This window comes from Chondrinema litorale (assembly GCF_026250525.1).
In the GTDB taxonomy this organism is placed as follows: Bacteria; Bacteroidota; Bacteroidia; order Cytophagales; family Flammeovirgaceae; genus Chondrinema; species Chondrinema litorale.
On record NZ_CP111045.1, the window covers coordinates 291,650 to 314,622 of the forward strand.

Sequence of the window (22,973 nt, forward strand, 5' to 3'; positions counted from 1 at the left end):
GCCCTTAGTATACCCCCTATTTTGCCGTAAGTCAAAATCACTCACTCCTTAGACATTTCACAGGATTTGAACAGGCAGCTTTTATGGATTGGGAACTTATAGTTAACAATGCTACAGTCATAGCAAACAATCCGGCTAGAGCAAACATCCACCATGATAGTTCAACCTGATAAGCATAATCAGCTAACCACTGTTGCATAGCATACCAGGCTATAGGAATGGCAATCATATAACCAAGCAAAACTAATTTTAAGAAATCCTGAGATAAAAGACTTACGATACTATTCACAGATGCTCCTAATGTTTTTCGAATACCAATTTCTTTTGTCCTTTGCTTTACCCTAAAAGCAGCCATACCAAACAAACCTAGAGCTGCAATTAAAATTGATAAAAGGGTGAAGAAACTAAACATTTTCCCCCATAGCCTATCAGTTCGATAAAGTTCTTCAATGTTGTTATCTAAAAACTGATACTCTATTGGATAGGAAGTATATGGTTTTATAGTTGTCTCTAGCATCATAATAGTTTCCTGTAGATTATTAGGATTTATCTTCACCGATATGTAAGAGATTAGTCCATTATTCAGTTGTAACATCAAAGGAGCAATTGGAGAATGCAAAGAATGCATGTGAAAATCCTGCACTACCCCAACAATAGTTTCTTTACCGTCTCGGATAAATTGTTTGCCAATGGCCTCTTCGGGTGACCAGCCTAATGCCTTGGCAGCAGTTTCATTAAGCACAATTGCCTCTTCAGCATCCGTTTTGTAATCCTGAGAAAAAAATCGACCCGCAATCAGTTTTATGCCAAATACTTCTGCATAATCATAATCTACAAGAGATTGATATATGATGAGTGCATTTTTAGTAACAGCCTTGTCCGTAATAATCGTCTGAGAAGTAATATTGGCAGGTAAACTGGTAGAAGCCGTTGCTAAAACTACCTGAGGGTGCCTTAGCCATTCATTTTTAAGCGTTTTGTACTGTTCACTTAGTACTTCATCTTTCACAAGAAATGTAACAATGTGGTTTTTGTTGTAACCCAATTCTTTGTTTTGGATAAACTGAAACTGCTGGTAAATAACCACACTACCAATGATCAGGATGACAGAAGCAGCATATTGGCCTACCATTAGCCAACGTTGAAAAGAAATGTTCGAAAACTTCCTGTCTACATTTCCCTTCAACGCCGTTGCAGGACTCAGAGAAGACATTAGAAACGCAGGATAGCTACCCGATAAAATGCCTACCCCAAGGACAAGACCCAATAAACCTGGTAGCAACAATTTGTTTTCAAGCAGATTTAATGAGAGTGTACGTTCTAAAAAACTACTAAAAACAGGTAGTATCAAGTCTGTGAGTCCTAAAGCCAGCAAAAAGGCCAATACTGTGATCAGGATTGATTCACTGATAAATTGGGTAATGAGTTGAAAACGGCTCGCCCCCACTACTTTGCGCAAACTTACTTCTCCAGCACGTTTAATAGATCGAGCTAAAGCCAAATTGACATAATTGATACAGGCCAGAAACAAAACCAGCCAGGCAATGAGAGAAAATATCTGAATATATCGTGGATTACCTTTCAGCCCTATGTCAAAATTCAGATGAGTTTCTAAATGCAAATCAGTGAGAGGCTGTACATAATAGCTACCTTCATAAGGAAAGCTTTCACCGTAATCTACATACTTTTCATGAATGATTGATAGCTTATCAGGTAATCCTAATGGTGTAGTATGATCAGCTAAGGTAAAGAAGGTGTGGTAGTTATTACTATCCCAAGTTTCCTTTTCAACATCTTCAACATATCTAGTATTAGCGAGGATAGAAGCCAGATAAGAAAACTTTAGGGAAGAATTAACCGGAGGATCTACCATAACCCCAGTAACAGTTAATGTCTGTTCCTGAATATTGGCTATCATAAACTTTTGTTCTTTCTTGTATGTAATTGATTTTCCTATTGGATCGATATTCCCAAAAATCTTTTGAGCCAATGACTCCGTCAAAACCAGGCTTTTCGCTTGGTTAAGAGCTGTATATGGATTGCCCCTTACCATTTTAAATGGGAAGACGTCAAAAAAATGAGTATCTGCTCGCAACCCTGTTTCATAGAAATAACTTTCCTCCCTTCCTAACAATGCTGTTTGTTCTTCTAGAGAGGTAGCCTGAGCAACTTCAGGAATTTCTGCTTTTAAAGCACTTGCCAAACCCGCTGGAGTTACTGCAAAATAGTCTGAGCCCAGATATTCATTGCCGGATTGTTGTTGATAAACGCGGTAAATTTTGTCGGTATTGGAATAGAACTGGTCGTAAGAAAGTTCGTGCTGTACATATAAAAAGATCAGCAAAAAGCAGGTCAGACCTACAGCTAGCCCACTGATGTTGATGAAAGCATACTGCTTTTGTTTGAGCAAATTACGCCATGCAATCTTGAGATAATTTTTATACATACCTGAATTAATTAGAGGTATAGTTTGAAAAGACTTAATAAACTCAGGTCTGAAATACCTGATCACACTCCAAGTAAAATTCCAATTCGCTTTTTTTTGAGAATCCTCAGCTTGGATTTCAAAAATCTCAATCAGATCACCTTCAATCTCTTCCAGATAATCTTCATGACAAAACCAGCGGAGGAATTTTAATGCTCTCTTAGGTGGTTGTGTTTTCATAAACTATTCATCTTTTAAGCAATTTACAGGATTTAACAGTGCTACCTTAATAGTTTGGAAACCAACTGTGAACCAAACAATCAAGATTACACCCAAACCTGCTGCTGAAAAATGCCACCATTTCAGTTCGATATGATAGGCAAATCCTTCTAACCAGTTTGTTGACAAAAAATGACCTATTGGTAAAGCAATTACTATTGCAAGAAGAATCATTTTAAAAAAATCTGCAGATAACAAACTAATAATTCCCCACAAACTGGCACCCATTATCTTTCGGATACCAATTTCCTTGATTCTTCGCTCAGCTGTAAAAGCTGTTAATCCCAAAAGCCCCAGACAGGAGATAAGAATAGCTGTGGAAGCAAAGTATTTTGATAAAAGGCCAATACGTTGCTCAGATATATATAGAGCTTGATATTCATCATCCAGAAATGTGAATTCAAATGGAAGGCCTGGATTGTAATCCTTATGAAGCGTTTCTATTCGATCAACTGTTTCACCTAATTTGCCTGTTTCAATTTTTACTATAACCTTGTTTGTATATTTTGGATTGCAAATAATAAATAGTGGACTTATTTCTTCATACATGGACTGAAAATGAAAATCATTTACAATTCCTACTATCTTACGTCTTGTATTAAAAAGTTCAATCCACTTTCCTATTGGATCAGAAATTCCCATTGCCTCAACAGCAGCTTCATTTAAAATTACACTTGTACCCTCAGTTCCAAAATCTCTTGAAAACAATCTCCCTTCTTTTATCTTGATTCCCATTGTTATGAAAAAATCAAAATTCACATTCAAACCAGAAAATTCAACTTCTGCCAGTCCTGGTAACTTGCCTTCCCAATTATGTCCCCAAGAAGTACTGTTGATATTTGCAATGCTTTCCGAAACAGATGAAGCACTTACAACTCCAGCTATCTTATTAGTTTCACTTAGGAAAGACTCAAGTTTATCATTTAAACTGCCTTGTTCTTCAAAAGAAACTACATTATCCTTTTTGTATCCAAGATTTTGAGATTGTACAAAATTCATTTGCATGTAAATAACCGCAACTGCAATAATTAATAGCAAAGAAATACTGAACTGAAAAACAACCAGACCTTTTCGAATCAACAATTCTCCTCTGGAAGCCGTGAGTTTTCCTTTTAATATATGAATTGGTTTCAATCTTGAAAGATAGAATGCAGGGTAACTCCCTGAAACAAGACCTGTTATAATTACTATCGCCAAAATACCAATGGTAAGGTCCCAGTTGAAAGAAACTGTTAGTTGCTTGCCAGTTAACAGATTAAATTGTGGCAACAACAAATAAGAAATAGTAACAGCAACAAGTAAAGACAAAATGGCTATTAAAAGAGACTCTCCAAGATGCTGGAACATAAGTATCCTTTTAGATACTCCAATTGTTTTTTTAATGCCAACTTCTTTAAACCTTCTCGAAGCCCTTGCTGTAGATAAATTCATGAAATTAATACAAGCGATAGTAAGTATCACCATTCCAATTAGAGAAAACAGAATTACATAATCAATCCTTCCTCCGCTCTGTTTTCCATTTTCGTAGTGATTAAATAAGTATCTTTCTGAGTATCGTTGAAGAAACATTTCCTCTTTTTCTGCATCATGTATACGCTTAGATTTATACAATGAATTGAGTTTATCATTAAAGGATTTTTTATTTACTCCAGGCTTTAATGTTAAATAAACCATGATCGGGTTGCTGCTCCAATTTACATCCATTCGGTTCTTTTCTAGGAACATTTCATGTGTGACAACGAAATCAAATTTAGCAGAAGAATTTTTATTAGGTTTTTCAAAAACCCCTGATATTATGTGTGTATCTCCAAATGGTCCAAGGTCCCATACAATTGATTTTCCAATACAATTATCTATGGAACCAAAAAGCTTAACCGCTAACTCGTCAGAAATGACTGCCGCATATTTTTCCTGTAAAACTTGCGATTTATTACCAGAAATAAGCTTGTACGAAAATGTATTAAAGAATGCTTCACCTACAAACCATCCTGTTGCCTTAACATGGTTTTCATTTACTGAAACAATTCCTTCAGGAGTTGGACGAACTGGTGTTACATATTCAACACCTGGCATCTCAGTTTCAAGCGACTGAGGCAAAAGTATCGAATTTGCTTCATGGGTTTCCAATATATTTGATGCATTTGGAATATTTCTGAGTACCTGAAATAGCCGCTCATCTTTCTTATGGAATTTATCAACAGACACTTCATCATACACCCAAAAATAAATTAACAAAGCACAGGTTAAGCCAGTGGAAAGTCCAACAAGATTGATGAGAAAAGAGCCTTTGTAGCGCTTAAATGTACGCAAGGTGATTAAAAGGTTATGTAACAGCATTGCAATCACATTTGGAGAAGTATATGTTTTAAAAGACTTAATAAACTCAGGTCTGAAATACCTAATCACACTCCAAATAAAATTCCAATTTGCTTTTTTTTTAGAATCCTCAACTTGAATTTCAAAAATCTCAATCAGATCACCTTCAATCTCTTCCAGATAATCTTCTCGGCAAAACCAGCGGAGGAATTTTAATGCTCTCTTAGGTGGTTGTGTTTTCATCATCCAAATGAAATTTTAGGTATTTGTTGATAAATACTTGTGCGAATAGCATATTGATGATCCAGCATTCTTTTACCTAGAGCAGTGATTATATAAAACTTTTTTCTTCGCCCTCCCCTACCATTAGTAATCCCTCCATATCTAGATTTTACAAATCCTTTTTCAGTCATCCTTTTAAGTGCAACATGTATAGCACTTATATTTAGTTTCTTTTCTAGATTTTTTTCCAGACTTTCTAATATAGATACACCGTAGGCCTCATTGTGCTGAGCAGCGACAGTGAGTAAGACCAATTCTTCAAATTCACCTAAACTTAAAGATTTCATTGTAGTATTTATTTACTTAACAAAAGTAAAAGTAATTATTATTTTCACATTTGTTAAGTAAATAGTAAAAAAAATTAGAATTATATTCAATAAAATCCTTGAAACTCAAATGAGTAAACTCTTTCTTCTAGTATTCTCTTTTATTTAGTTTTAAATGTATCTTCCTGTTATACCCTTATATTGCAGCAAGTCAAACATGCATATAATCATCCATTATGTTAAATATGCGAATTCGATAGCTGGGAAATAATGTTTAGCTATTGTTTGACTGAAAAATAACACTCATTATCAATCTATTTCATTTCCAACAAGTTATGAACACTGCTTCGAATCCTCTTTAATCTACGATTTGGCGCTCTTTCTACGAAGAAAACCCTCTCTGATAGGCACCAAACTCGCATGAACTCATACATCTTGTTTTAAGCCATATTTAATTCCAATCTGTCAGAATCAATCTCCATTCGCCACTAATTGTTTTGTCTAGAAAATAGATGAAATTATCTCTATCCGTTTTAAACTTAACATCATCAAAACTTTTGTCTTTTACTATTAGTTCTTTTATCTGTTTCGCTTTATCCAGTGTAATTTCATTGAAGATATGTTCTCCAAAAATTGGTTTTAATTTATTATCCCAATGACCAATTTCTCCATATATCATTTTGTCGATGATTTCACTTTTGTCTCTTAGAATTGCAAAAAATGTAGCGTTAAATCTGAAATCTCCCGAAATTGTCTGTGTCCATTTATTTTGAAAACCTACTGGTAAACATTTATAAAAGAATAAATAGTTAAGACTGCCGTGAAAATACTCTTCGCCACTTTTGTCATAAGTTGCTTTAATGACATTCATTGCGAGATTGAAGTCTGAAGAGTCAAGCAGTTTTGAGTTTTTTGCAAAAGAAGAATAATCTTTTGATATGCTATTATCGAAATTAATCTTTGACAGCGAAAATATGTCCTGTTTGATTACAGTGTTTGAAACATTCAAAGGCTCATATCTTGATATAAAGGTGTCAACTTTTGATTTATCAAATACCAAAAAGGTGAACTGGTTTTGGTTGAGGTCGTAAAATTCTATTTCATTCGTTTTCATAGAAGATCGTCCACAGGAAAATGTCATAGTTAAAATAATAATGTATCGCAATTGTCTCATTAAATATGGCTTATAACGTTAAATATAAATACAGTAGTTTTGGCTGTGCGACTATGGAATTTATATAGTGTTACCTCTCGTTTTTCAATCTACAAGTTTATTTATTTCATCACTTATTATAAATTGATTTAACATCTCGGGTCTTGTTTTCCACCTTTGTCTTTCTCTTTCAATATACTTGTTGTATGTATTATGCATGAGTCTTATTCTGTCAATTACATTTTTTCCATTTGCGTCCTTTATAGTAAAATCAATTTTAATATCAGATTTCAAAAGTTTGTCTAACAATTCATAATCTTCTTTTATTTTTGCCATTGTTCCAGAAGTAATCCAATGTATAGGATAACTACCATTGTATGGCATATTATAGTCTTGTCCATATTCTAAAACTATTTTTGATATTACATCAAAATCAATGCTTCTATTTAATATTCCATCCATATTTATGTCCGGTTTAAATAGATGGTTGAAAATATGTTTTCCCATTATATTATACTGATTGTAATAGGCATAATACTGAATTACCGTCCAACCAGACTCTCTGGATTTTGAATTTGCGTTTCCAAATTTCGTCAATACTTCGTCAAATCTTTTTAATCCCAAAGCTGGGTTACTAGGAGTATCAAAGTACCTAATGTCATAAATTTTTCTTGACTTTTCAAATCCATAATCTCCTTCAAATGGCTTAAGGTGTTTCAAAAAATCATCAAATGACGAAGTTTCTAATTTAGCAATGCCATTTTCACCCAAATAGTTTGCATAGTATATCTGTCCAAATTGATTTTTATTCAGATTCATATAATAACAGCCCCTCTCAGCAACCGCTATTGTAATTAAATCATCAACTTCAATTTCAAAGTACTGTTTTACTTCATCTTCAAGGTACTTTGTCCAAGTATATTCCATTTGATACTTTTTCTGTAATACAATATCACCAATACTACAAAATCTCTCAATTGGAAAACACCAAATAGTATCTGAGTTACTGATAAAATTTAAAGATGGAGTATTTGGAAACACTTCAGCACCATTATATTGCTGCAAAAAAAATCTATAATCCTGAGGGAATTCTTTTTCTAGAACTTTCTCTGTAAATTCTATTTGCTCTTTATTTATTGAAAATTCATCCTGATTAAAGACCAGTCTATGCATTCGTATTTATTTTTTTGAAATGAGAGGTAACGTCTAGATAAAAACCCTGCTGGTTTAACCGTAACTAAATATTGAAACGATGAAACCAAGTTACCAAATGCTTTCCTGTCCAACCATGTCCAGTATGGGTTTTATTATCTGTTGTGCAGTTTTTATTTATTATTTACCTAATTCATTTAGTTTATCTATCACTTTCTCTACCCAATGAAGGTCTTTTTCTTTCAATAGTAACACCTCAAATTTCAATCTATCACCGTCAAGTTTAACTTCTTCTAAATCATCTACTAATAGGTCTATTCCGAATGCTGGTGGATATTTTTGTATCCAACGAAGTTCTTCTAAATCTATCTCAGAAATCCGACCTTTATGAATCATATAATTTATAATACCATCCAATTGAACATTATATTTTTTAAAAAGACATTCTATTTCTTCAATTTTTCGAAATGAGAAAGTATAGATCCAAAACTCATAATTTGATTCTTTGATATAACTATATAATTCACAGATACCTGCTCTTAAACATTCTCTTGATAAAAATATATCTTCATATTCTTGAGCTACCTTCTCTAGTGGGAATGGATAATTTCCTCGAACTAAAGTTCCATCTAAATCAATGGCAATCCTCATAAAAGTCTATTAAATTTATTCTTTATTATGATACTGTACAACGCCCCCTGTATGAAGCGTGGCTGATTTAAGTTACTAAAGTTTCGTTTACTACTGCCCATAAGAATGTTAGCTGCTTTTATTCAATTTTATAAATCCTTTTAAGCTTCAATGTGTCAAAATCGTATCTTCCTAGATTTAGACTCATAATGCCATTTTTATCCACTGATATTTTTGAATTAGAACCTACAACACAGCCTCTATTAAAGTCTATGCTTTCTGGATTCATTCTATAATGGTAATAAACTGCTGAATCTAAATAGTTATCTCTAAAGAAAATGGCTTCTCCATCATCCCTTATGTTGAGGGTAAAAGTTTTACAGTCATCTGGGGAGTTTATTAAATCAATATTTCTACGGGGTTCAATTACTTGCCACCAGCCTAGAATTTGATTTCTCAATGAATCACCTTGCAAGTATTCTTTAAGTTCTTCTTTATAATCTCCATAAGTGGATCTTTTGTAGAAATAAGAAGTACCTCTCCAATCAATTATTTTCAAGTTATTAGAGTCTAGAAGTTCATAATAGACTTTTGAATACTGCTGTTGAATAGTGTCCCCAGAAATTACTTCACCAAAATCAACTAATCCACCACCAACTGACCATGAAAATTCATAAAATTTAGAGTCATCAATTATTAATGAGTGATTGTGACTGTATTTAGTAGAAGCTGAATCAAAACGCCACTCTCCATTTAGCAATTCAGAATATTTCAGAAAATAAGTTGAGCTACTTATCAAGCAAACCAATGCCAATAGTGATAAATGTATGGTAAAAATTGATTTTAGTTTTTTCATTTTAATTGCTGGTAACGATCAGATATGGCGCTTTGCCTCCGAGCTTTTTAAGTTCCGATAAAAGTAGCTTATCTGCCGGTGTGATCAAAGTTTCAGATAACCACTGCGTCATTTCGGATAAAAACTCCCACGAGCAGAAGATGGTAGAAAGCACATCAGTTTCCTGTCGGCAGATCAGCGGGATCTTTAGCAGACTCTTTGCAGATGACTAAGTAAAGCCATGCACCATCATCGTTTGTTAGCGAGCTATTATTGATCCACTAAATCTGCTGTTATGCTACGTTCGGTTGTTGAGTAGATGAGTGTTCGATCGTGTCCTCCCCAGTTGCCAGTTGGCGGAATGAAGTTCAAAGTGTATTCAGATATTCCTGCTCGCTCCAAGGAATCAATTCGTTTCTTCTCTTCATCGTATTCGGCTTGTATTAGAAAGTTGTTGTAATGGATTACCCGAATTTCCCACAGTTGTTTGTTTGTTGAGTCAATGCCAATTAAGTACATACTATCAATTGGGACGTTCAATTTGGACAGGTGTTCTTTCGTTATCTCAATAGCATTCGAAAGTTCAGAGTTCGAAGAAGTTAACTCTGATAGTTTTGGTTTCTGGATCTTAAGCTCAGTAGTTCGGTTACTTCTATCCTCTTGGGAATTACAGCTAGCTAAAATGAGTAGAATTTGTAAGGTTAGTAGAATGTTTTTCATGGCGGCGTGCTCGTTAACATCTGGCAAAACTGCGTTTTAATGCAGTTTAAGTTTTTTGTCGGGCATTTTAATTTCTTTTAATCTTTCAATGAAAAGGCCTTTTTCTGACTCCCAGCCAAACCTAATTATTTTATTGATTTTCAAGTAGGTTAAAATTAAATGAAAATTACCATTCCCTAATACTTTAGCCCTAGTCTCATTCTCAAAAAAAGTTTTTGTCTTAAGCTCTAGTTGATTTAACTCAGGCAAAATAAAGCTAAATTCTTCCAGAATTTTAGAATCAAATTCTATAGGATATTGAAAATCGAATGGGAGTTTTGGTTCTTGTTCATTTAATCCGCCAAACATGTTCCTAACACCATAGCCAAAATACCATCTATCTTGCTCAATTAAATCTTTCCCTGCATAAAATTCATTATCAACACCTCTTTTACCACCCCAGAAAAATTCATAATCACCCATGAACTCTGTTTCCAATCTTATCCTAGCAAAGTCAAATTTAATTTTGCTCAAAAAGTATTCGAATTTTAATATGAATTCTGACCACGATGTCCCTCCAACTAGATTTTTATAAGTTGCTCCAAAAGTTGCAATTGGACTTTCATAATAATATGGTCTCTCATCTCCGCAAAGATTTAACATTTCAGGCCGAATCCACGGATAATTTTCGTCAATCTCCATAGACTCCACAGTCTTTTCATAAAGGTCTAAATCCTCTACTTTTATTATTCCGTGAACAATTGAAATTTCTCCCATTTTTTAATGCCATACAACGCTCTTACTAAACGGACGTGGGATTAAAGATAAAACTCTTCAATCTATCACAAACGGTAATCAAAGCGTCGTTTTTATTTTATTCGAATCGTCAATCGTTAAAGCGGAGTTTTGGCTGAATAGGAGCACAAAGCTCTCTGATCTCCTTCTACTCCCATTGTGTATAGTTATTGTTGGGTATTGTATTATTTACATAACATGTATATCATCTAGGTATACTCGATATACTCTCTGGTCTTCACTTTCTAATGAGAACTTTGCTGTTAAGTCTCCCCATTCACCATCTAAAGGGATATCATATTCAACTGCATACCCACTACCATCAGTATACTCATAGAATGTTATTACTTCATTGTCCAAGTCCATTTGGTCTGGGTTATTAATCACAGGCATACGTTCATGCCAACAGTAGTCCAGAAATACTTCTTTCAAGTTTTCAGTATTCCAATTGAAGTTTCTTTCACTATCTACATCCAATAAACTATTGGCTTCTTTAAATTTGTTTAATGATAGAAGCTTTACCCATTCCCTAATGAACAATCTTATATCCTCATGAAGGTGGTTTTGATTAAATACTCTCATAGCCGTAATGATACTCAAGATATGTGTAACACGTATATGCGCTTTATTTCTCTTATCTCAAATATCCAAATTATCCAGTGGACTCACAATGCCATCTATACCTTTTTTAGTGATATAGTCAATTTCTATCAGGTTAAAATCACAACACACTCCATTATGTATGCAAAAGGATAGTATTTACTTGAAAACCTCATATAACACCATACATATTTTTTCATTTACTTGATTTAAGACACCATATTTTAGGCTATTTTGCTTCTCGATTGTTTGACTAAAAAATAGGACAACATTTTCTAAAAAAATATTGATGTATCTCATTAAAATATTCACGCTTCTGTATTTTAGATTTTATTATTCACTCCAATCTTGATCAGCTAAGGTTCCTTTCAATAGTTGTTTTATCCACTGTTTTCTTTGTTCAGAAAGAGCCTCAAACTTGAGTGTCATTATTATTAAAGCGGCTCTTTGCTGAGTCTGTTTTTGATCAAATTTATCAAGAAGCCACTCCATATCTTTTGTCGAGAATGTAACACGAGTTTGTGGATAGAAAGTATGCAGTGTAATAGCTCTCAAAAAATGATATTGCATGTTACTCATTGCACAATTATGGAGAGAAAATTCATTGTCTATTATTGGAAGAATGGTTAGTTGTTTTTCCTTCATATTACCGTTAAGATCGCTGAACATATCAATCAATCCTTGTGAAGACCAAGCTGGATTTATTGGGTCTGAAAGAAAGCCTTTCAATCTTAATATCGGATCTATTTTCATTTTTCAATTCTATAATACTAAACTATAAATCTCTAGCTGTACTAACAACTACAATAGATTCCACAGAATACGATTGTTTTAGTTTGCAAAAAGCTTTTCGGCCTATCTATATCAATCACTATTTTTATTATTTGTTAGTAGCTTTATTTTTCTAACTATTGTTGCAATATCTGCTTGTTTATCAAATGATTTATTTTGCAAATAAATACTGATTCCATTTTCTGGTATAAGAATTAATCCTTTCTCTGTTTCTACTACATCACTAAAAAACTCCCATTTGCCATTCATTTCTGTAAATGGCCCAATTGATTGTACTTTGTCATCTTCGAAAATCATTGTTACCTCAGTACCCATCATTTTACTATTTAATCTTTCTTTTAACCATTTTGATTTTGAGGAATAAAATTCATAAATCATTAGGGTACCAAATACCAAGAGTCCGCCAGAAATGTATACGAGGGATTCGTTATTTATGTAAATAACCAAAGCTACAACTAGGCTTGCAAATCCAATTTTGTGTTCCCATTTTTTGAATATACTTCTGAATCTAAGCCATTCAGAAAAATATTCATTGTAGTATTCTTTATTAATATTTTGGTTTACTTGGATTCTCATATTTTATAAATCAATGCCAACTCTCCTGCTAATTGCTAAGCACAACACAGTCGCAAGTGTATAGATATTTAGCTATTGTCAGCTGTTTTTTAATTTATTTTTACAATCTTTTTATTTGACTTTCATCATCCCAGTAAGGATTCTTTTCGCTATAATCCCATAAAGTTAGGTGATTTAAGTCTTCCGAGAAGTCATCTATAAAAAACATATACTTTCTTCCCTCATTTATATCCCTTGGAGGGATTCCAAATTCACTAATCCCAAATTCCTTTACATCTTCTATCCCAAAGCCATCTAATGCTTTGTCTTTAACTAAAATATGAATCTGTACAATAGATTATTTTATTCAGTATTCCAATCATCTTCATTTTCCACTGGGTTAGGTAGCCTCCCTTCTAACCATTTTTTCAATGTACCAGGTTTAAATTCCTTATCGGTTGTCTCGATTATCCATGATAAAAAATCGGTGGGACCTCCATTCATGTATGGAGGAGGAGATACAGGATAAAATACTGTTGGCAATCTCTCGTCAATTGAAAGATAGTTCATAATATGCCCAAATTCTTGAACAACATTCCACGCCAAAGGATGTTCGATGTTGATAGAGAATTTTACCCACCACATTCCTTCCTCACTACCTGTAGCTATGGGTTGCTGTACAGCTGGTACTTTACCTAAAAATTCTGTTAATGATGCAAAAGCTCTTTCGTCCATCCGGTAATTCTAATTAACATTTAATGTAAAATGTGTTTTAATACATTTTTAAATAGGGTTAGGCTTTGTTTTATATTTGTTTACTATTGAATCATCCCACACCTGGGCTTCTATGTATTTATCATACTTTAATCTTTCCTCAATTTGACATTTTTCCTCCGATGGTATTCCATACTCATCTATGAGATCGTTTATTTCACTTAGTAGAAAGATTTGTCCGTTACAAGCTTTTCTATAAGTGGCAAGTTTTGGTTCGTTATGAAACTGAAAAGAGACCATACTATCCGGATACGTAAAACTTAAGTGCTCAGCTTTAAAAGCAGACAGAGGTATTTTAATTACTCCAGGATTCACATACCAAGATTTTGCCCATTCGCATTCACCTAGCATTAAGTAAAATGGGTCATCTCTCTTAGGTTTTCCTCCTTTTGAGATAAACTGTTCTTTTAGTCTTGCTTCTAGGCCAAACCTTAGTTCGATGTAGTTTGGTGGTCTTTTGCTATTAAACCCATTAGAAATTTTGCTTTGAATAGCCAATGCTTTCTCAATTCCCTCTTCGGTAATATTTCGAAAAGGGCCATTTTCTAATTCATAATAGTGATACAAGTACTCAGGTATTGCCATTCAATATAATTTCTTTTTGTTAGTATAGTAAATAGAGCCTAATGATACATGTAATTGCTATAACTAAGCAGTTACAAACAACTACACATAATGATACAAATAACACCGTGCCTTGTTAAAAATATAAATGATTCCAATTAGACACAAGGTTATAGAATAGAATCAGTTGATCCGTGTAGTCAACTGAAGGTATAGATGGTTTATAAAATATTGTAACCCGTTTTTATTCAATGGAAATACATTTATTGTTGAAGCAAATAACTCTTATATCTCTATTGATATCCTTCAGCCTGTATTGAAATGTTGCTGTACAATCACATTCCGCAACAGCGGACCCCCTTTGATCGGTAATAGTTTCATTTCCTAGTGAGTCAATTGAATAAATTCTAACAAAGCTATCAGTAAATGAATTTCCAGAAATTTCAAGTGTATCACTAGCCACTAATAGTGTCCCCCTTTCCTTATTTTCACAATTTATAGTCACCTCTATAGTAAAATTTAACCTATTATTTTTCTGTTTAAAATTCTTTAAGCTTAGTTGCTTGATTTGTACATTTTCATCGCCAACTATACTCCCGCATTTATATTCAAAATCAACTACTTTAGTTGTGATATCCGTGAAATATTTTCTTACAATAACTTGTGAAAAAGAATTACAAACTGTAATCAATGATAAAAAAAGAGCTATAATGTACTTCAACACTATTTATTTTTTATTTAAAGTAAAAGAATTACAACGTTTTTGTATATGTCGCATTTTAATGCGCTACATTCCTTGTCGGTGGTAGTATGCCTCATTTCCAAGTTTTACCTATTCAAGACTTTTTCAATCAGTCCAGATTTGTTATCTACTCGGTAGTATGATATAGCTGGAAGTTGTTCTTCATTTACTTGTCCGAATTTAACTAAGTAACAGGCTGCATTTCCACTTGGGTATTTTTCGATGAATATAAATGTCTTTATATCTTTAGTTTTTAGGTATCTTCCAATTGAATCCACTTCTTCTCTGTCCCAAATCTTCTTGTGGATTGAAACCTCCAACTCAGAAAGAGATCTTATGCTGTCATTGTATAACATTAATTGAGTCATCTTACCGGATTCACTGTGAACAGCAAAGCTCAAGTTCACAAACGGATCAATTTTTCTTTGTAGAATAAAAATATGGTCACCTAACTTTTTGGTTAGAAATCCAAGATTTCGATTTGACTTTATCTTAATTGTATCCACTGTCTCTTGAATTATAAAACGAAGACCTTTATAGGATACGTCATTCAAATTAACCTGGAATAAGTCAGTCGTATCCTTATTTTCTGCCGAATAGAACTCATATCTATAATTGTCAATTCCAGTCTGAAATAGCTTATAGAGAATTGTCCCTTTAGATGTTTTTCCCAAATCCCTTACTTCAACAAAGTCGTTTTGTTCTAAACTTGAACACCGACTTGTAAGAATGATTAACATTATTAGTCTGATTTTCATATGGTATTACCACCAAAGGTAAGTTTATGGATCGTTGCAAGAAATCCGCGAGGGTTTTCTGCCTAAAACTAAGATAGCAAAATTGCGACGAATACCGATAAGGAATTCAGCCGCAATGAGCTATAAACCGTGTTAGCAGCTGGCTGTTGATCTAATTATTGTTACAGGTATTTTTGCAAATATTTTTTAAAGTATTCAGCACTATCAGCTATACTTCTCATGGGATTGTTTGTGAAGTTGCCCCCTTGTTCTATGTAATAGAATTCAAGTCCAGATTCAATAGGATCAGGCAAAATCGTGACATAATTGATTGAACCATTACCTAGTTCAGTGTAATCTCTGGTAATTTTATCCATATCTTTAATATGCCACATTACGTAGCGCCCAGGCTGATCCTTAATCAATTCCTTGGGAGTAGTATTAGAAGAATGCATAACCCAATACATATCTAGTTGAAGCTTGACAAATTCGGGATCGGTTTCCCTCAGAATAATATCAAATCCGGTTTCCCCATCATGATCAATAAATTCAAAGCCGTGATTATGATACGCAAATCCCAGGCCGGCATTCGTGATTTGTTCACCTATTATATTTAGTTTTTCTGACATTATTTTAAAATTGTCCATGGTACGTTGTTCCGGAGCTATCCACGGCCATGTAATATATTTCATATCTAAATCTTGAGCGCCTTTGATGCATTGGTCTGTAAAGAGTCTTAACTCCTCCTTTGATTTATGGAGATATGATGAAAATCCGAAATGTCCACTTGAGGCAGTAACTTGCAGGTCTTGGAGAATCTTTTTAAAATCTGAAGATTTATACCCATAAAAAGTTCCTTTCTCACTGTCAAATCCAAATGTTTCAAAATCTTCATATCCCATTGTTTTTGCAGCTTTGAGTGTAGCTATAGCATCTTTATTCATGTTTTCGTTAATGGTATATAACTGAAGTCCCATTTTATATTTGGTCCTTTTAACCATTGAATAACTTGTTATTGGCAACATGGTGGATGCTCCCAGAATACTTATGGTTTTAATAAAGTTTTTCCGATTCATATTTACTATTTAAAGAGTTGTAATTGTCTTGACCTTTTGTTATGATATTGAATCTGCCAAAGGATAATATCTATTATTTTAATCTCATTCATCATTTAGCCTGCTGCTAATGGTTACTATTTGGCATGTAGGGCAGTAGAAAACACTGAAATCAAGCTAGATACGAGCCAAATCATTGATTTAGCGGTGTACCGAACGCCCTATTTGCTATATACCGTGTTATGCACTTTTTCAATACATTCTTGATACCCAAATTCCAGAGAAACAGCTTTCCTTTTCAACGAAAAGAATGCATTCCTGTCTGTAAATATCCCAATCCATTCTTAAAATACTAAATGAGTTGTCTAATTCTCTTTCAATGATAGCTATCATATCATCGAGGTAGTTCATTTGATTAACGGATTCATTGAAATCATTAATTTTGATTGGTGTAAATGGTAAAGCTGTCATCCCCCAGCCATCTTCTCCAATCACTTCTTCCATTGATTGCCAAGCTACTAAAGGGTTGTTTGTATGTGCCTTTTCTATTCTAATTATTTCAATATCAAATCCATTAAATGGAATTTCTTCAGAGGTAGCCAACTCTTTAGGGAGAGGTTTTTCACCTCTTTCTAATAGTTGAGCGACTTCAAGCCTATTCATTATTTGTGATTTATAATTCGCCTCTAATAGATTCATATCATCTTCGTCTATCAGATTAAGATAATAAATTGGCTTATTCAAAATCTGAACTAGAACTGTTTCTGCGATTTTAGGTAAACCATTAAACTTATTATTCGCTATTTTCTCATAGGTCGAACTTAAAAGTTTTAGTTCAAGATATTGAAAAGGTAGAACCGAGACACTCTGCGAAGCTGATTCCTTCTTTTCATTTGCGAGCTCTATTTGTTTTTGAAAGTTGTAAAAACTTAACTCGTATTCGTTACCAAGGGGATCTTTTACTCTTAAAAGGTTATTCTTCCCTAATTTGCTTGATAACCCGAAACTATTAAAAAAGCCATTCATTCTTACAGTGAAATCCTGAACCTCGTCATAAAAGATTATATAGTAATAATTAAAAGTTCTCAAACCTGTATTTGTTGTGCCTAACGCCTAGGGCAGCCGTAGCCTGGCTTGTTAGCTGTTTTACTTTCATTTATCGTTTTAGCTACTTAGAGTAACTAATATGCAAGCTCTGTTTTTCTAGGGTGAGGGCTGAGCGATGTTGGCTAGTAGTTTTTATTTCATTATCCTTTTCATTTCAATCAGATGCTTACTCACAAATGCAATCTCTGGAAACTTCTCAGCATTCTTGCTTTTCTCAATCCGAATTGGCAATTCAGCTTTGTAGTATTCAAGAATTTGCTCAATATCATTTAAGTAAGAATATCCAGCTGATATGAAGTTAGAAATCAAATCTAGGGAACCTATCTTTTCAAAAGCTGAATTCTTGTCGGTATAATGGCATTCAATCATTCTTTGATCAACTGCATACGTTAAGTCTTCCCATGATCCGAAACGAGTACCAAAAAACTGTCCTAATTCATAATCGATCATTTCAGGTTTTGAGTGCTTACAAAAAGCCATAAAAGTCAAATTATAGTAAGTGTTGAATTTACCAGTCATCAATGCGCCAAGATAATCTCCGTTACCCAATCTTATTGCTAAACAATCGCCTAGTTTATACTTCACAAGCCTGCCTCTTACTTTGTCTGGAGAACTCTGTTTTATCATAATCTTTTAACTTATGGTCTTTTTCAATTACTGCCAACGCCAGCATATAAAGCGTTCGGCAGTCAATTTAATAATTTACCGACAAATTCTGCTGGCATGATTTATATGCATTGTTGCGTGCTTTACACCTTTCCTTCAGCATACAATCGGGTTTCCACAAAACCAAACTGAGCTCCAAATTCAAAGATCAGCTCATCTGACATTGAAGATTCTAATTCCACGAAAAGAACTTCGTCATCAGTTGTTCTGATAAAAGTCAAATCAGTTCCATTCCTTTTATTGAATTTTTCGATTTCCTGTTTCAACTCATCAGGAAAATTTGTCATTATTCGGAATCTATATTTCATACCACTCAACTTTCCACAAATCACTAATAAGGGCCGACTCTCCATTTACGTTAATTAATACTAGCGTGCTTTTAAAAATATTAAAGGCATATTTGTAGTAATCTGTGCCATTAAGGTAAACCGATTGTTTTGCATCCAGCTTTGGCATTTTCTTGTGAAGAAATTCTTTAGATTTATCATTCAAATAATTATAGAACTTATTTAACATATAAGAGTCAGCACTAAAAAGGACATGAATTGGGATTTCAATTTCATCCCTCCAGTCAGTTGTAATTTGTACCTTTGAAGCGCCATATCTTTTTTCGAATCTAATATTACAATCTTGATATTGTAATATTCTTAATCTCATTTTACTACGAAAAACATTAGCTCCATAAGAAGTGCCTAGTGTTACTAAATGCCACTTATCAAATTCTTCCGAAGGAGTTGTGAGGGCTTGAGTTTCATTATCAAAAACAAAATCGCTTGAAACAAATTTTTTAGCACTATTAAAAGCACTCTCAAACTCTTCTTTTCTAATATTTTTCAGATTAAGTGTTTTCATTTAGTCGGTATTGCACATAACGTCCTGTCTAAAATATGTAAAGATCTAAGTTAGCACTTTCCTTTCCTATTTGAAAAGCCAAGCCTTAAAAAATCAATCAATTCTGGCTGCTGTTGCAGGTAACCACTGTCCATCCAAGTCTCACCAAAACCCCTATTGAATTTGCATTTTGTTAGCCTCCGTTTTTTCCCTTACATATTTCTAAAAAGTCAAATTTATATGTTAAAATAACTCTAATTGGTTTTCCAAAGTGTTTTCCAGGAATCCATTGATTTTTGAGATTAGTTAGCAAATCAATCATAGGGTTAATATATTTTTCAACACTTTCTGTTTGATATTTACTATCAGATTCTTTAATACCTGTCAAGGTTCCATTTTTTTCAACAATGAAGTCTATATAAATTGACTCAGTATATTTCTTGAATCTTTTGGGTTCAATATTAAGTTGTTCAATTATCAAATTATTTAGTGAATCAATACCATACTTGAATGTAGGCATTTGGGAGACTTTAATATAAGTATCTTCGTAGCTACATGATTTTTGAGGGAGTAAATATTTTTCTGGATTCTTGATTCCTTTCTTAAGCTTATTTAATGACCATGTATACAGCTTTTCAGTTTCTTCCCAGCAAATGTCACTATCTATAATACTACCTTTTATTACTTTATTTTCTATGGGTAAAAAGTATTCACCACAATTAGATATTGAATAATCATCTTCACTTTCAGTTGTTAAGTTTGATTCTTCATGTTCCCATCCTTGAGAGAGATTTATTACCCATGTAGTCCCTAATGGAAATGTTTCAATGTATGGTCTACACAAATTACCTTTATCACCAAATATTCTAATTTCTGTTTTGACTTCTTTTCCTTTAAGGATTTCAATTATTTCAGCATTTATGCCTACTTTCATAGAATCTCGATATTGTAAGTTCTTAACAATGTAATTATTAACTCTAATTATTGCCGTTAACTTTGCTTTTTTGCTAGTTTTAAGAAAAGGACCAGCAGAACCACAATCACATGCTTCTAAATTAATCCATGGAAAAATCATTATTAAAAGAATAGCATATCTCATATTACTTTAAATGGGGGTTAACGACTAGCTATGATGAGTGGGGATTAGATAGCAACAATCTTTCCTCTACTTCATAGCCACACTTTTATTTCAAATTTATCACTTGTGGCGAACTTTCCAATCCCCACGAGAAAATCCTGACCTGCAAAACTCTCCATTCATAGCGTTTGTTGTGTGGCATGTTCATCTTCAGTTTTATTTTTGATGTTGAGTTTTTGGTAAACAATTCCTGAAATTATCAAGCTGATCGCTCCACCGGTAATAAAGTTCAGAATTCTTCCATCTAGTTCAACATTCATAGAAATAAGAACCAAACTAATTAAATGAAGACTAGCTCCAAATAAAAAGGAGTCAGAGCTAAATCTCTTTTTGTTTATCCACCGCCTCAAGCTTGCAAAAATTAGGATGTTAATGATGATAAACCCAAATGCCATATAAAGACTTGTTCCTAAAATTTCTTTAGTGGTCCACCAGTCAGTTCGGAAAAAATAGTCAGTATGTTTTACAAATTTTTCTACTAAAAAGAAGGGTATCCAAAATGAAAATTCTTTAGCTATAATATGAATTAGATAATTCTTCATTTATCATTCTGTGTTTCTTCACTTGCAATTTTTCGCTTTTCAGCTTGACGTTCGGATTTCCAGAAAATAGTAACTTCATCATTACAATCATTGCCAACGTCCAGATATGGCACTTCTAAACATCTACTAAAGTATCGGTATTGTATTTCAGTTTCAAATAGCTCAGTAAAGGTATGTGCTATATCATTTGTTCTATGCCGTTTTAATTCACCTTGTTACCTGAATAGGTAACACCATTTTGAGTTATTTCCAAGGCTGTGCTTTTGCCCTGGCCATCTAGAATGAAATCTATGTGTGCATCGATGGATTTGAAGAAAAACCTTGTAGGTGATTCAGGGAAAAGGTTAGCAGGGTCTTGATCAGTACCAGTAGCCGTAAGTTTACCGTTATCCCATGCTATTGTAAGATCAAATTCCTGGGAAAGCTTATACCTCCCTACAAATTTAGTCATAGTCTTTTTTGGTAATTTTATTTCCCTTCTTGTGGTATATGGTTTGGAGGCTGTTTTTACGCTTATTCTATTCTTCACAGAAACATCGACCAAGGTATCAGCCACTAGCTTGAATTCAATTTGAGTCATGCCGTTTTCAAGTACAAAATGGTTATTGTCAATAGCAGCCATCATTATCTCTGTGCCATTTGGCAGAACCCAATACAATTTTGCATCCTTTAAAATTACATTACGTGTGCTACGGTCTTTAAAGGTGTACTTACCAACCCACTTGTAGATGTCTTCAACATCTGTAGCGACCACAGTAGGTTCTTCAAATGGTTTGTTGATAGTCAAAGCAGCAATTTTGGTAGATATAGGTCGAGGTTCTCCGCAACTACAATTTGAGAAAATTGCAACGAAAACATCTTCTTTAGGAAGATATATCGCATCTGTTCGAAATCCATGATCGCCACCTGCATGTTCCACTGTCGGACTTCCATTGATTTCGTTAATAAACCAGCCAAAACCATAATTAATCTCATCGCCATTTTTCAATTGGTGGTTGGTGAATGCCAAATCCAATGATTCATTACTAATCAGTAAGTTATTAGCCAGGGCTCTATTCCAGATATATAAATCTTCTACTGTGGACATTAATGATCCAGCTCCGATTGACCAAGACAGACTCGTATATTGCTTATTTACATAATCGTCATATTTTTCATATCCATAAGCTCGATTTTTAATAATATCAGAATCATTTGCTTGTCTAGAGTTGTGCATTCCTAAAGGTTGAAATATATTCTTTTCAACGTAATCACCATAACTTATGCCAGATACTATTTCTATAATTTGACTAAGTAAGATGTAGCCAAAGTTATTGTATTGAAAAGCCTCACCAGGGCTAAAAGTTTTTGGCTCGTTTTTGAAATAGTCGATCCATGACGGTATATCAAAATCATGTTTCCGAATATTTGAATCCCATGGTTTTTGTGTTATGGATCGGGAAATCCCGGAGGTATGAGTCAATAAATGCTTAATACTTATATACTTTCCACCGGTGGGATAGTCTTCAATATATTTAGTGATATCATCATCTAAATTAAGTTTCCCTTGTTCTATCAGCATTAAAATAGAGACAGCCGTAAACTGCTTGGATATAGATGCTATTTGAAAAACCATATCGGTTTGCATGGGGACATCCAATTCCAAATTTGCCATCCCAAAAGCTTTATGATACACAATTTCACCTTCCTTTGCCACTAGTGCTGTTGCTCCTGGGCCAGTAGCAGGGTACTTCTCATTGAGCAATTTGTCAATCATATTCTCAAAACCTTGCCCATAACTTCTCAATGAGGCCATTGATACGATAACTAAGACTAGAATTTTTATCTTCATAATTGTTTGTTTAGTGATGGCATAGAACGGTGGCGGTATGGTGTAAGGGAGTGCGGGCTTTTCACCTATCAAGTTAAAATAAAAATTAGAGCGGATTACTACGCAACGAAAACCACTGAACACCTTATTAACTATACCGCGTGTTGTATGCTGGTGTTTTTATTATAATCAGGATTAGTTCTAATTCATGGGTTTGTTAGGTGAATC

24 protein-coding genes are annotated in these 22,973 nt (G+C 33.8%); all 24 read right to left on the bottom strand.

Going from position 1 to position 22,973, the window contains the following annotated elements:
* Positions 1–37 precede the first annotated feature (37 nt).
* Positions 38–2,665, bottom strand: coding sequence for an ABC transporter permease (locus OQ292_RS24030; RefSeq protein WP_284686537.1), 2,628 nt, complete (start codon positions 2,663–2,665; stop codon positions 38–40).
* A 3-nt stretch (positions 2,666–2,668) separates the two neighbouring features.
* Positions 2,669–5,266: an ABC transporter permease gene (locus tag OQ292_RS24035; protein WP_284686538.1), complete on the bottom strand. Its 2,598-nt coding sequence runs from the start codon at positions 5,264–5,266 to the stop codon at positions 2,669–2,671.
* Entirely contained in the window at positions 5,263–5,589 is a 327-nt protein-coding gene (locus OQ292_RS24040; RefSeq protein ID WP_284686539.1) for a PadR family transcriptional regulator, read from the bottom strand. The genes OQ292_RS24035 and OQ292_RS24040 overlap by 4 nt, the downstream gene beginning before the upstream one ends.
* Positions 5,590–6,019: 430 nt before the next feature.
* A complete protein-coding gene (locus tag OQ292_RS24045) occupies positions 6,020–6,709 on the bottom strand; it encodes a hypothetical protein (protein WP_284686540.1) in 690 nt (229 codons plus the stop codon).
* A gap of 117 nt (positions 6,710–6,826) precedes the next feature.
* The gene (locus tag OQ292_RS24050) at positions 6,827–7,894 is read right to left on the bottom strand and encodes an SMI1/KNR4 family protein (RefSeq protein WP_284686541.1); all 1,068 of its coding nucleotides are present in this window, start codon (positions 7,892–7,894) and stop codon (positions 6,827–6,829) included.
* A gap of 159 nt (positions 7,895–8,053) precedes the next feature.
* Complete coding sequence (locus tag OQ292_RS24055; RefSeq protein ID WP_284686542.1) at positions 8,054–8,524, bottom strand: hypothetical protein; 471 nt, start codon at positions 8,522–8,524, stop codon at positions 8,054–8,056.
* Between the two features lie 118 nt (positions 8,525–8,642).
* Positions 8,643–9,359 (bottom strand): hypothetical protein, encoded by a 717-nt coding sequence (locus OQ292_RS24060; protein WP_284686543.1) that lies wholly within the window; start codon positions 9,357–9,359, stop codon positions 8,643–8,645.
* A 249-nt stretch (positions 9,360–9,608) separates the two neighbouring features.
* On the bottom strand, positions 9,609–9,878 hold the full coding sequence (locus tag OQ292_RS24065; protein WP_284686544.1) for a hypothetical protein: 270 nt from the start codon (positions 9,876–9,878) through the stop codon (positions 9,609–9,611).
* Between the two features lie 216 nt (positions 9,879–10,094).
* Positions 10,095–10,814 carry a hypothetical protein gene (locus OQ292_RS24070; protein WP_284686545.1) on the bottom strand — a complete coding sequence of 240 codons (720 nt, stop codon included), beginning with the start codon at positions 10,812–10,814 and terminating at the stop codon, positions 10,095–10,097.
* A 207-nt stretch (positions 10,815–11,021) separates the two neighbouring features.
* Positions 11,022–11,414 (bottom strand): DUF7668 domain-containing protein, encoded by a 393-nt coding sequence (locus OQ292_RS24075; RefSeq protein ID WP_284686546.1) that lies wholly within the window; start codon positions 11,412–11,414, stop codon positions 11,022–11,024.
* A gap of 351 nt (positions 11,415–11,765) precedes the next feature.
* Complete coding sequence (locus tag OQ292_RS24080) at positions 11,766–12,185, bottom strand: hypothetical protein (RefSeq protein ID WP_284686547.1); 420 nt, start codon at positions 12,183–12,185, stop codon at positions 11,766–11,768.
* A 111-nt stretch (positions 12,186–12,296) separates the two neighbouring features.
* The gene (locus tag OQ292_RS24085; RefSeq protein ID WP_284686548.1) at positions 12,297–12,800 is read right to left on the bottom strand and encodes a hypothetical protein; all 504 of its coding nucleotides are present in this window, start codon (positions 12,798–12,800) and stop codon (positions 12,297–12,299) included.
* Positions 12,801–13,142: 342 nt separating this feature from the next.
* Positions 13,143–13,514, bottom strand: coding sequence for a hypothetical protein (locus OQ292_RS24090; protein WP_431733783.1), 372 nt, complete (start codon positions 13,512–13,514; stop codon positions 13,143–13,145).
* 48 nt (positions 13,515–13,562) lie between these two features.
* The gene (locus OQ292_RS24095; protein WP_284686549.1) at positions 13,563–14,138 is read right to left on the bottom strand and encodes a hypothetical protein; all 576 of its coding nucleotides are present in this window, start codon (positions 14,136–14,138) and stop codon (positions 13,563–13,565) included.
* Between the two features lie 223 nt (positions 14,139–14,361).
* On the bottom strand, positions 14,362–14,838 hold the full coding sequence (locus tag OQ292_RS24100) for a hypothetical protein (protein WP_284686550.1): 477 nt from the start codon (positions 14,836–14,838) through the stop codon (positions 14,362–14,364).
* A gap of 107 nt (positions 14,839–14,945) precedes the next feature.
* Positions 14,946–15,365, bottom strand: coding sequence for a hypothetical protein (locus OQ292_RS24105; RefSeq protein ID WP_284686551.1), 420 nt, complete (start codon positions 15,363–15,365; stop codon positions 14,946–14,948).
* Between the two features lie 413 nt (positions 15,366–15,778).
* Positions 15,779–16,540 carry a sugar phosphate isomerase/epimerase family protein gene (locus tag OQ292_RS24110; protein ID WP_284686552.1) on the bottom strand — a complete coding sequence of 254 codons (762 nt, stop codon included), beginning with the start codon at positions 16,538–16,540 and terminating at the stop codon, positions 15,779–15,781.
* A gap of 363 nt (positions 16,541–16,903) precedes the next feature.
* Entirely contained in the window at positions 16,904–17,740 is an 837-nt protein-coding gene (locus OQ292_RS24115) for a hypothetical protein (RefSeq protein WP_284686553.1), read from the bottom strand.
* A gap of 150 nt (positions 17,741–17,890) precedes the next feature.
* A complete protein-coding gene (locus OQ292_RS24120; protein WP_284686554.1) occupies positions 17,891–18,385 on the bottom strand; it encodes a hypothetical protein in 495 nt (164 codons plus the stop codon).
* A gap of 122 nt (positions 18,386–18,507) precedes the next feature.
* Positions 18,508–18,711, bottom strand: coding sequence for a hypothetical protein (locus tag OQ292_RS24125; RefSeq protein WP_284686555.1), 204 nt, complete (start codon positions 18,709–18,711; stop codon positions 18,508–18,510).
* 10 nt (positions 18,712–18,721) lie between these two features.
* Positions 18,722–19,276: a hypothetical protein gene (locus OQ292_RS24130; protein WP_284686556.1), complete on the bottom strand. Its 555-nt coding sequence runs from the start codon at positions 19,274–19,276 to the stop codon at positions 18,722–18,724.
* Positions 19,277–19,448: 172 nt separating this feature from the next.
* On the bottom strand, positions 19,449–20,354 hold the full coding sequence (locus OQ292_RS24135) for a hypothetical protein (protein ID WP_284686557.1): 906 nt from the start codon (positions 20,352–20,354) through the stop codon (positions 19,449–19,451).
* 158 nt (positions 20,355–20,512) lie between these two features.
* Entirely contained in the window at positions 20,513–20,935 is a 423-nt protein-coding gene (locus tag OQ292_RS24140; RefSeq protein ID WP_284686558.1) for a hypothetical protein, read from the bottom strand.
* Positions 20,936–21,137: 202 nt separating this feature from the next.
* Complete coding sequence (locus OQ292_RS24145) at positions 21,138–22,766, bottom strand: serine hydrolase (RefSeq protein ID WP_284686559.1); 1,629 nt, start codon at positions 22,764–22,766, stop codon at positions 21,138–21,140.
* Positions 22,767–22,973: the final 207 nt, after the last annotated feature.

Bases quoted from the DNA above. Each gene is read 5' to 3' on its own strand.
- OQ292_RS24070 (WP_284686545.1), bottom strand. From the start codon at position 10,814: ATGGGAGAAATTTCAATTGTTCACGGAATAATAAAAGTAGAGGATTTA.
- OQ292_RS24095 (WP_284686549.1), bottom strand. From the start codon at position 14,138: ATGGCAATACCTGAGTACTTGTATCACTATTATGAATTAGAAAATGGC.
- OQ292_RS24050 (WP_284686541.1), bottom strand. From the start codon at position 7,894: ATGCATAGACTGGTCTTTAATCAGGATGAATTTTCAATAAATAAAGAG.
- OQ292_RS24145 (WP_284686559.1), bottom strand. From the start codon at position 22,766: ATGAAGATAAAAATTCTAGTCTTAGTTATCGTATCAATGGCCTCATTG.
- OQ292_RS24060 (WP_284686543.1), bottom strand. From the start codon at position 9,359: ATGAAAAAACTAAAATCAATTTTTACCATACATTTATCACTATTGGCA.
- OQ292_RS24085 (WP_284686548.1), bottom strand. From the start codon at position 12,800: ATGAGAATCCAAGTAAACCAAAATATTAATAAAGAATACTACAATGAA.
- OQ292_RS24120 (WP_284686554.1), bottom strand. From the start codon at position 18,385: ATGATAAAACAGAGTTCTCCAGACAAAGTAAGAGGCAGGCTTGTGAAG.
- OQ292_RS24040 (WP_284686539.1), bottom strand. From the start codon at position 5,589: ATGAAATCTTTAAGTTTAGGTGAATTTGAAGAATTGGTCTTACTCACT.
- OQ292_RS24140 (WP_284686558.1), bottom strand. From the start codon at position 20,935: ATGAAGAATTATCTAATTCATATTATAGCTAAAGAATTTTCATTTTGG.
- OQ292_RS24075 (WP_284686546.1), bottom strand. From the start codon at position 11,414: ATGAGAGTATTTAATCAAAACCACCTTCATGAGGATATAAGATTGTTC.
- OQ292_RS24080 (WP_284686547.1), bottom strand. From the start codon at position 12,185: ATGAAAATAGATCCGATATTAAGATTGAAAGGCTTTCTTTCAGACCCA.
- OQ292_RS24030 (WP_284686537.1), bottom strand. From the start codon at position 2,665: ATGAAAACACAACCACCTAAGAGAGCATTAAAATTCCTCCGCTGGTTT.
- OQ292_RS24125 (WP_284686555.1), bottom strand. From the start codon at position 18,711: ATGACAAATTTTCCTGATGAGTTGAAACAGGAAATCGAAAAATTCAAT.
- OQ292_RS24035 (WP_284686538.1), bottom strand. From the start codon at position 5,266: ATGATGAAAACACAACCACCTAAGAGAGCATTAAAATTCCTCCGCTGG.
- OQ292_RS24055 (WP_284686542.1), bottom strand. From the start codon at position 8,524: ATGAGGATTGCCATTGATTTAGATGGAACTTTAGTTCGAGGAAATTAT.
- OQ292_RS24130 (WP_284686556.1), bottom strand. From the start codon at position 19,276: ATGAAAACACTTAATCTGAAAAATATTAGAAAAGAAGAGTTTGAGAGT.
- OQ292_RS24110 (WP_284686552.1), bottom strand. From the start codon at position 16,540: ATGAATAAAGATGCTATAGCTACACTCAAAGCTGCAAAAACAATGGGA.
- OQ292_RS24090 (WP_431733783.1), bottom strand. From the start codon at position 13,514: ATGGACGAAAGAGCTTTTGCATCATTAACAGAATTTTTAGGTAAAGTA.
- OQ292_RS24135 (WP_284686557.1), bottom strand. From the start codon at position 20,354: ATGAGATATGCTATTCTTTTAATAATGATTTTTCCATGGATTAATTTA.
- OQ292_RS24045 (WP_284686540.1), bottom strand. From the start codon at position 6,709: ATGACATTTTCCTGTGGACGATCTTCTATGAAAACGAATGAAATAGAA.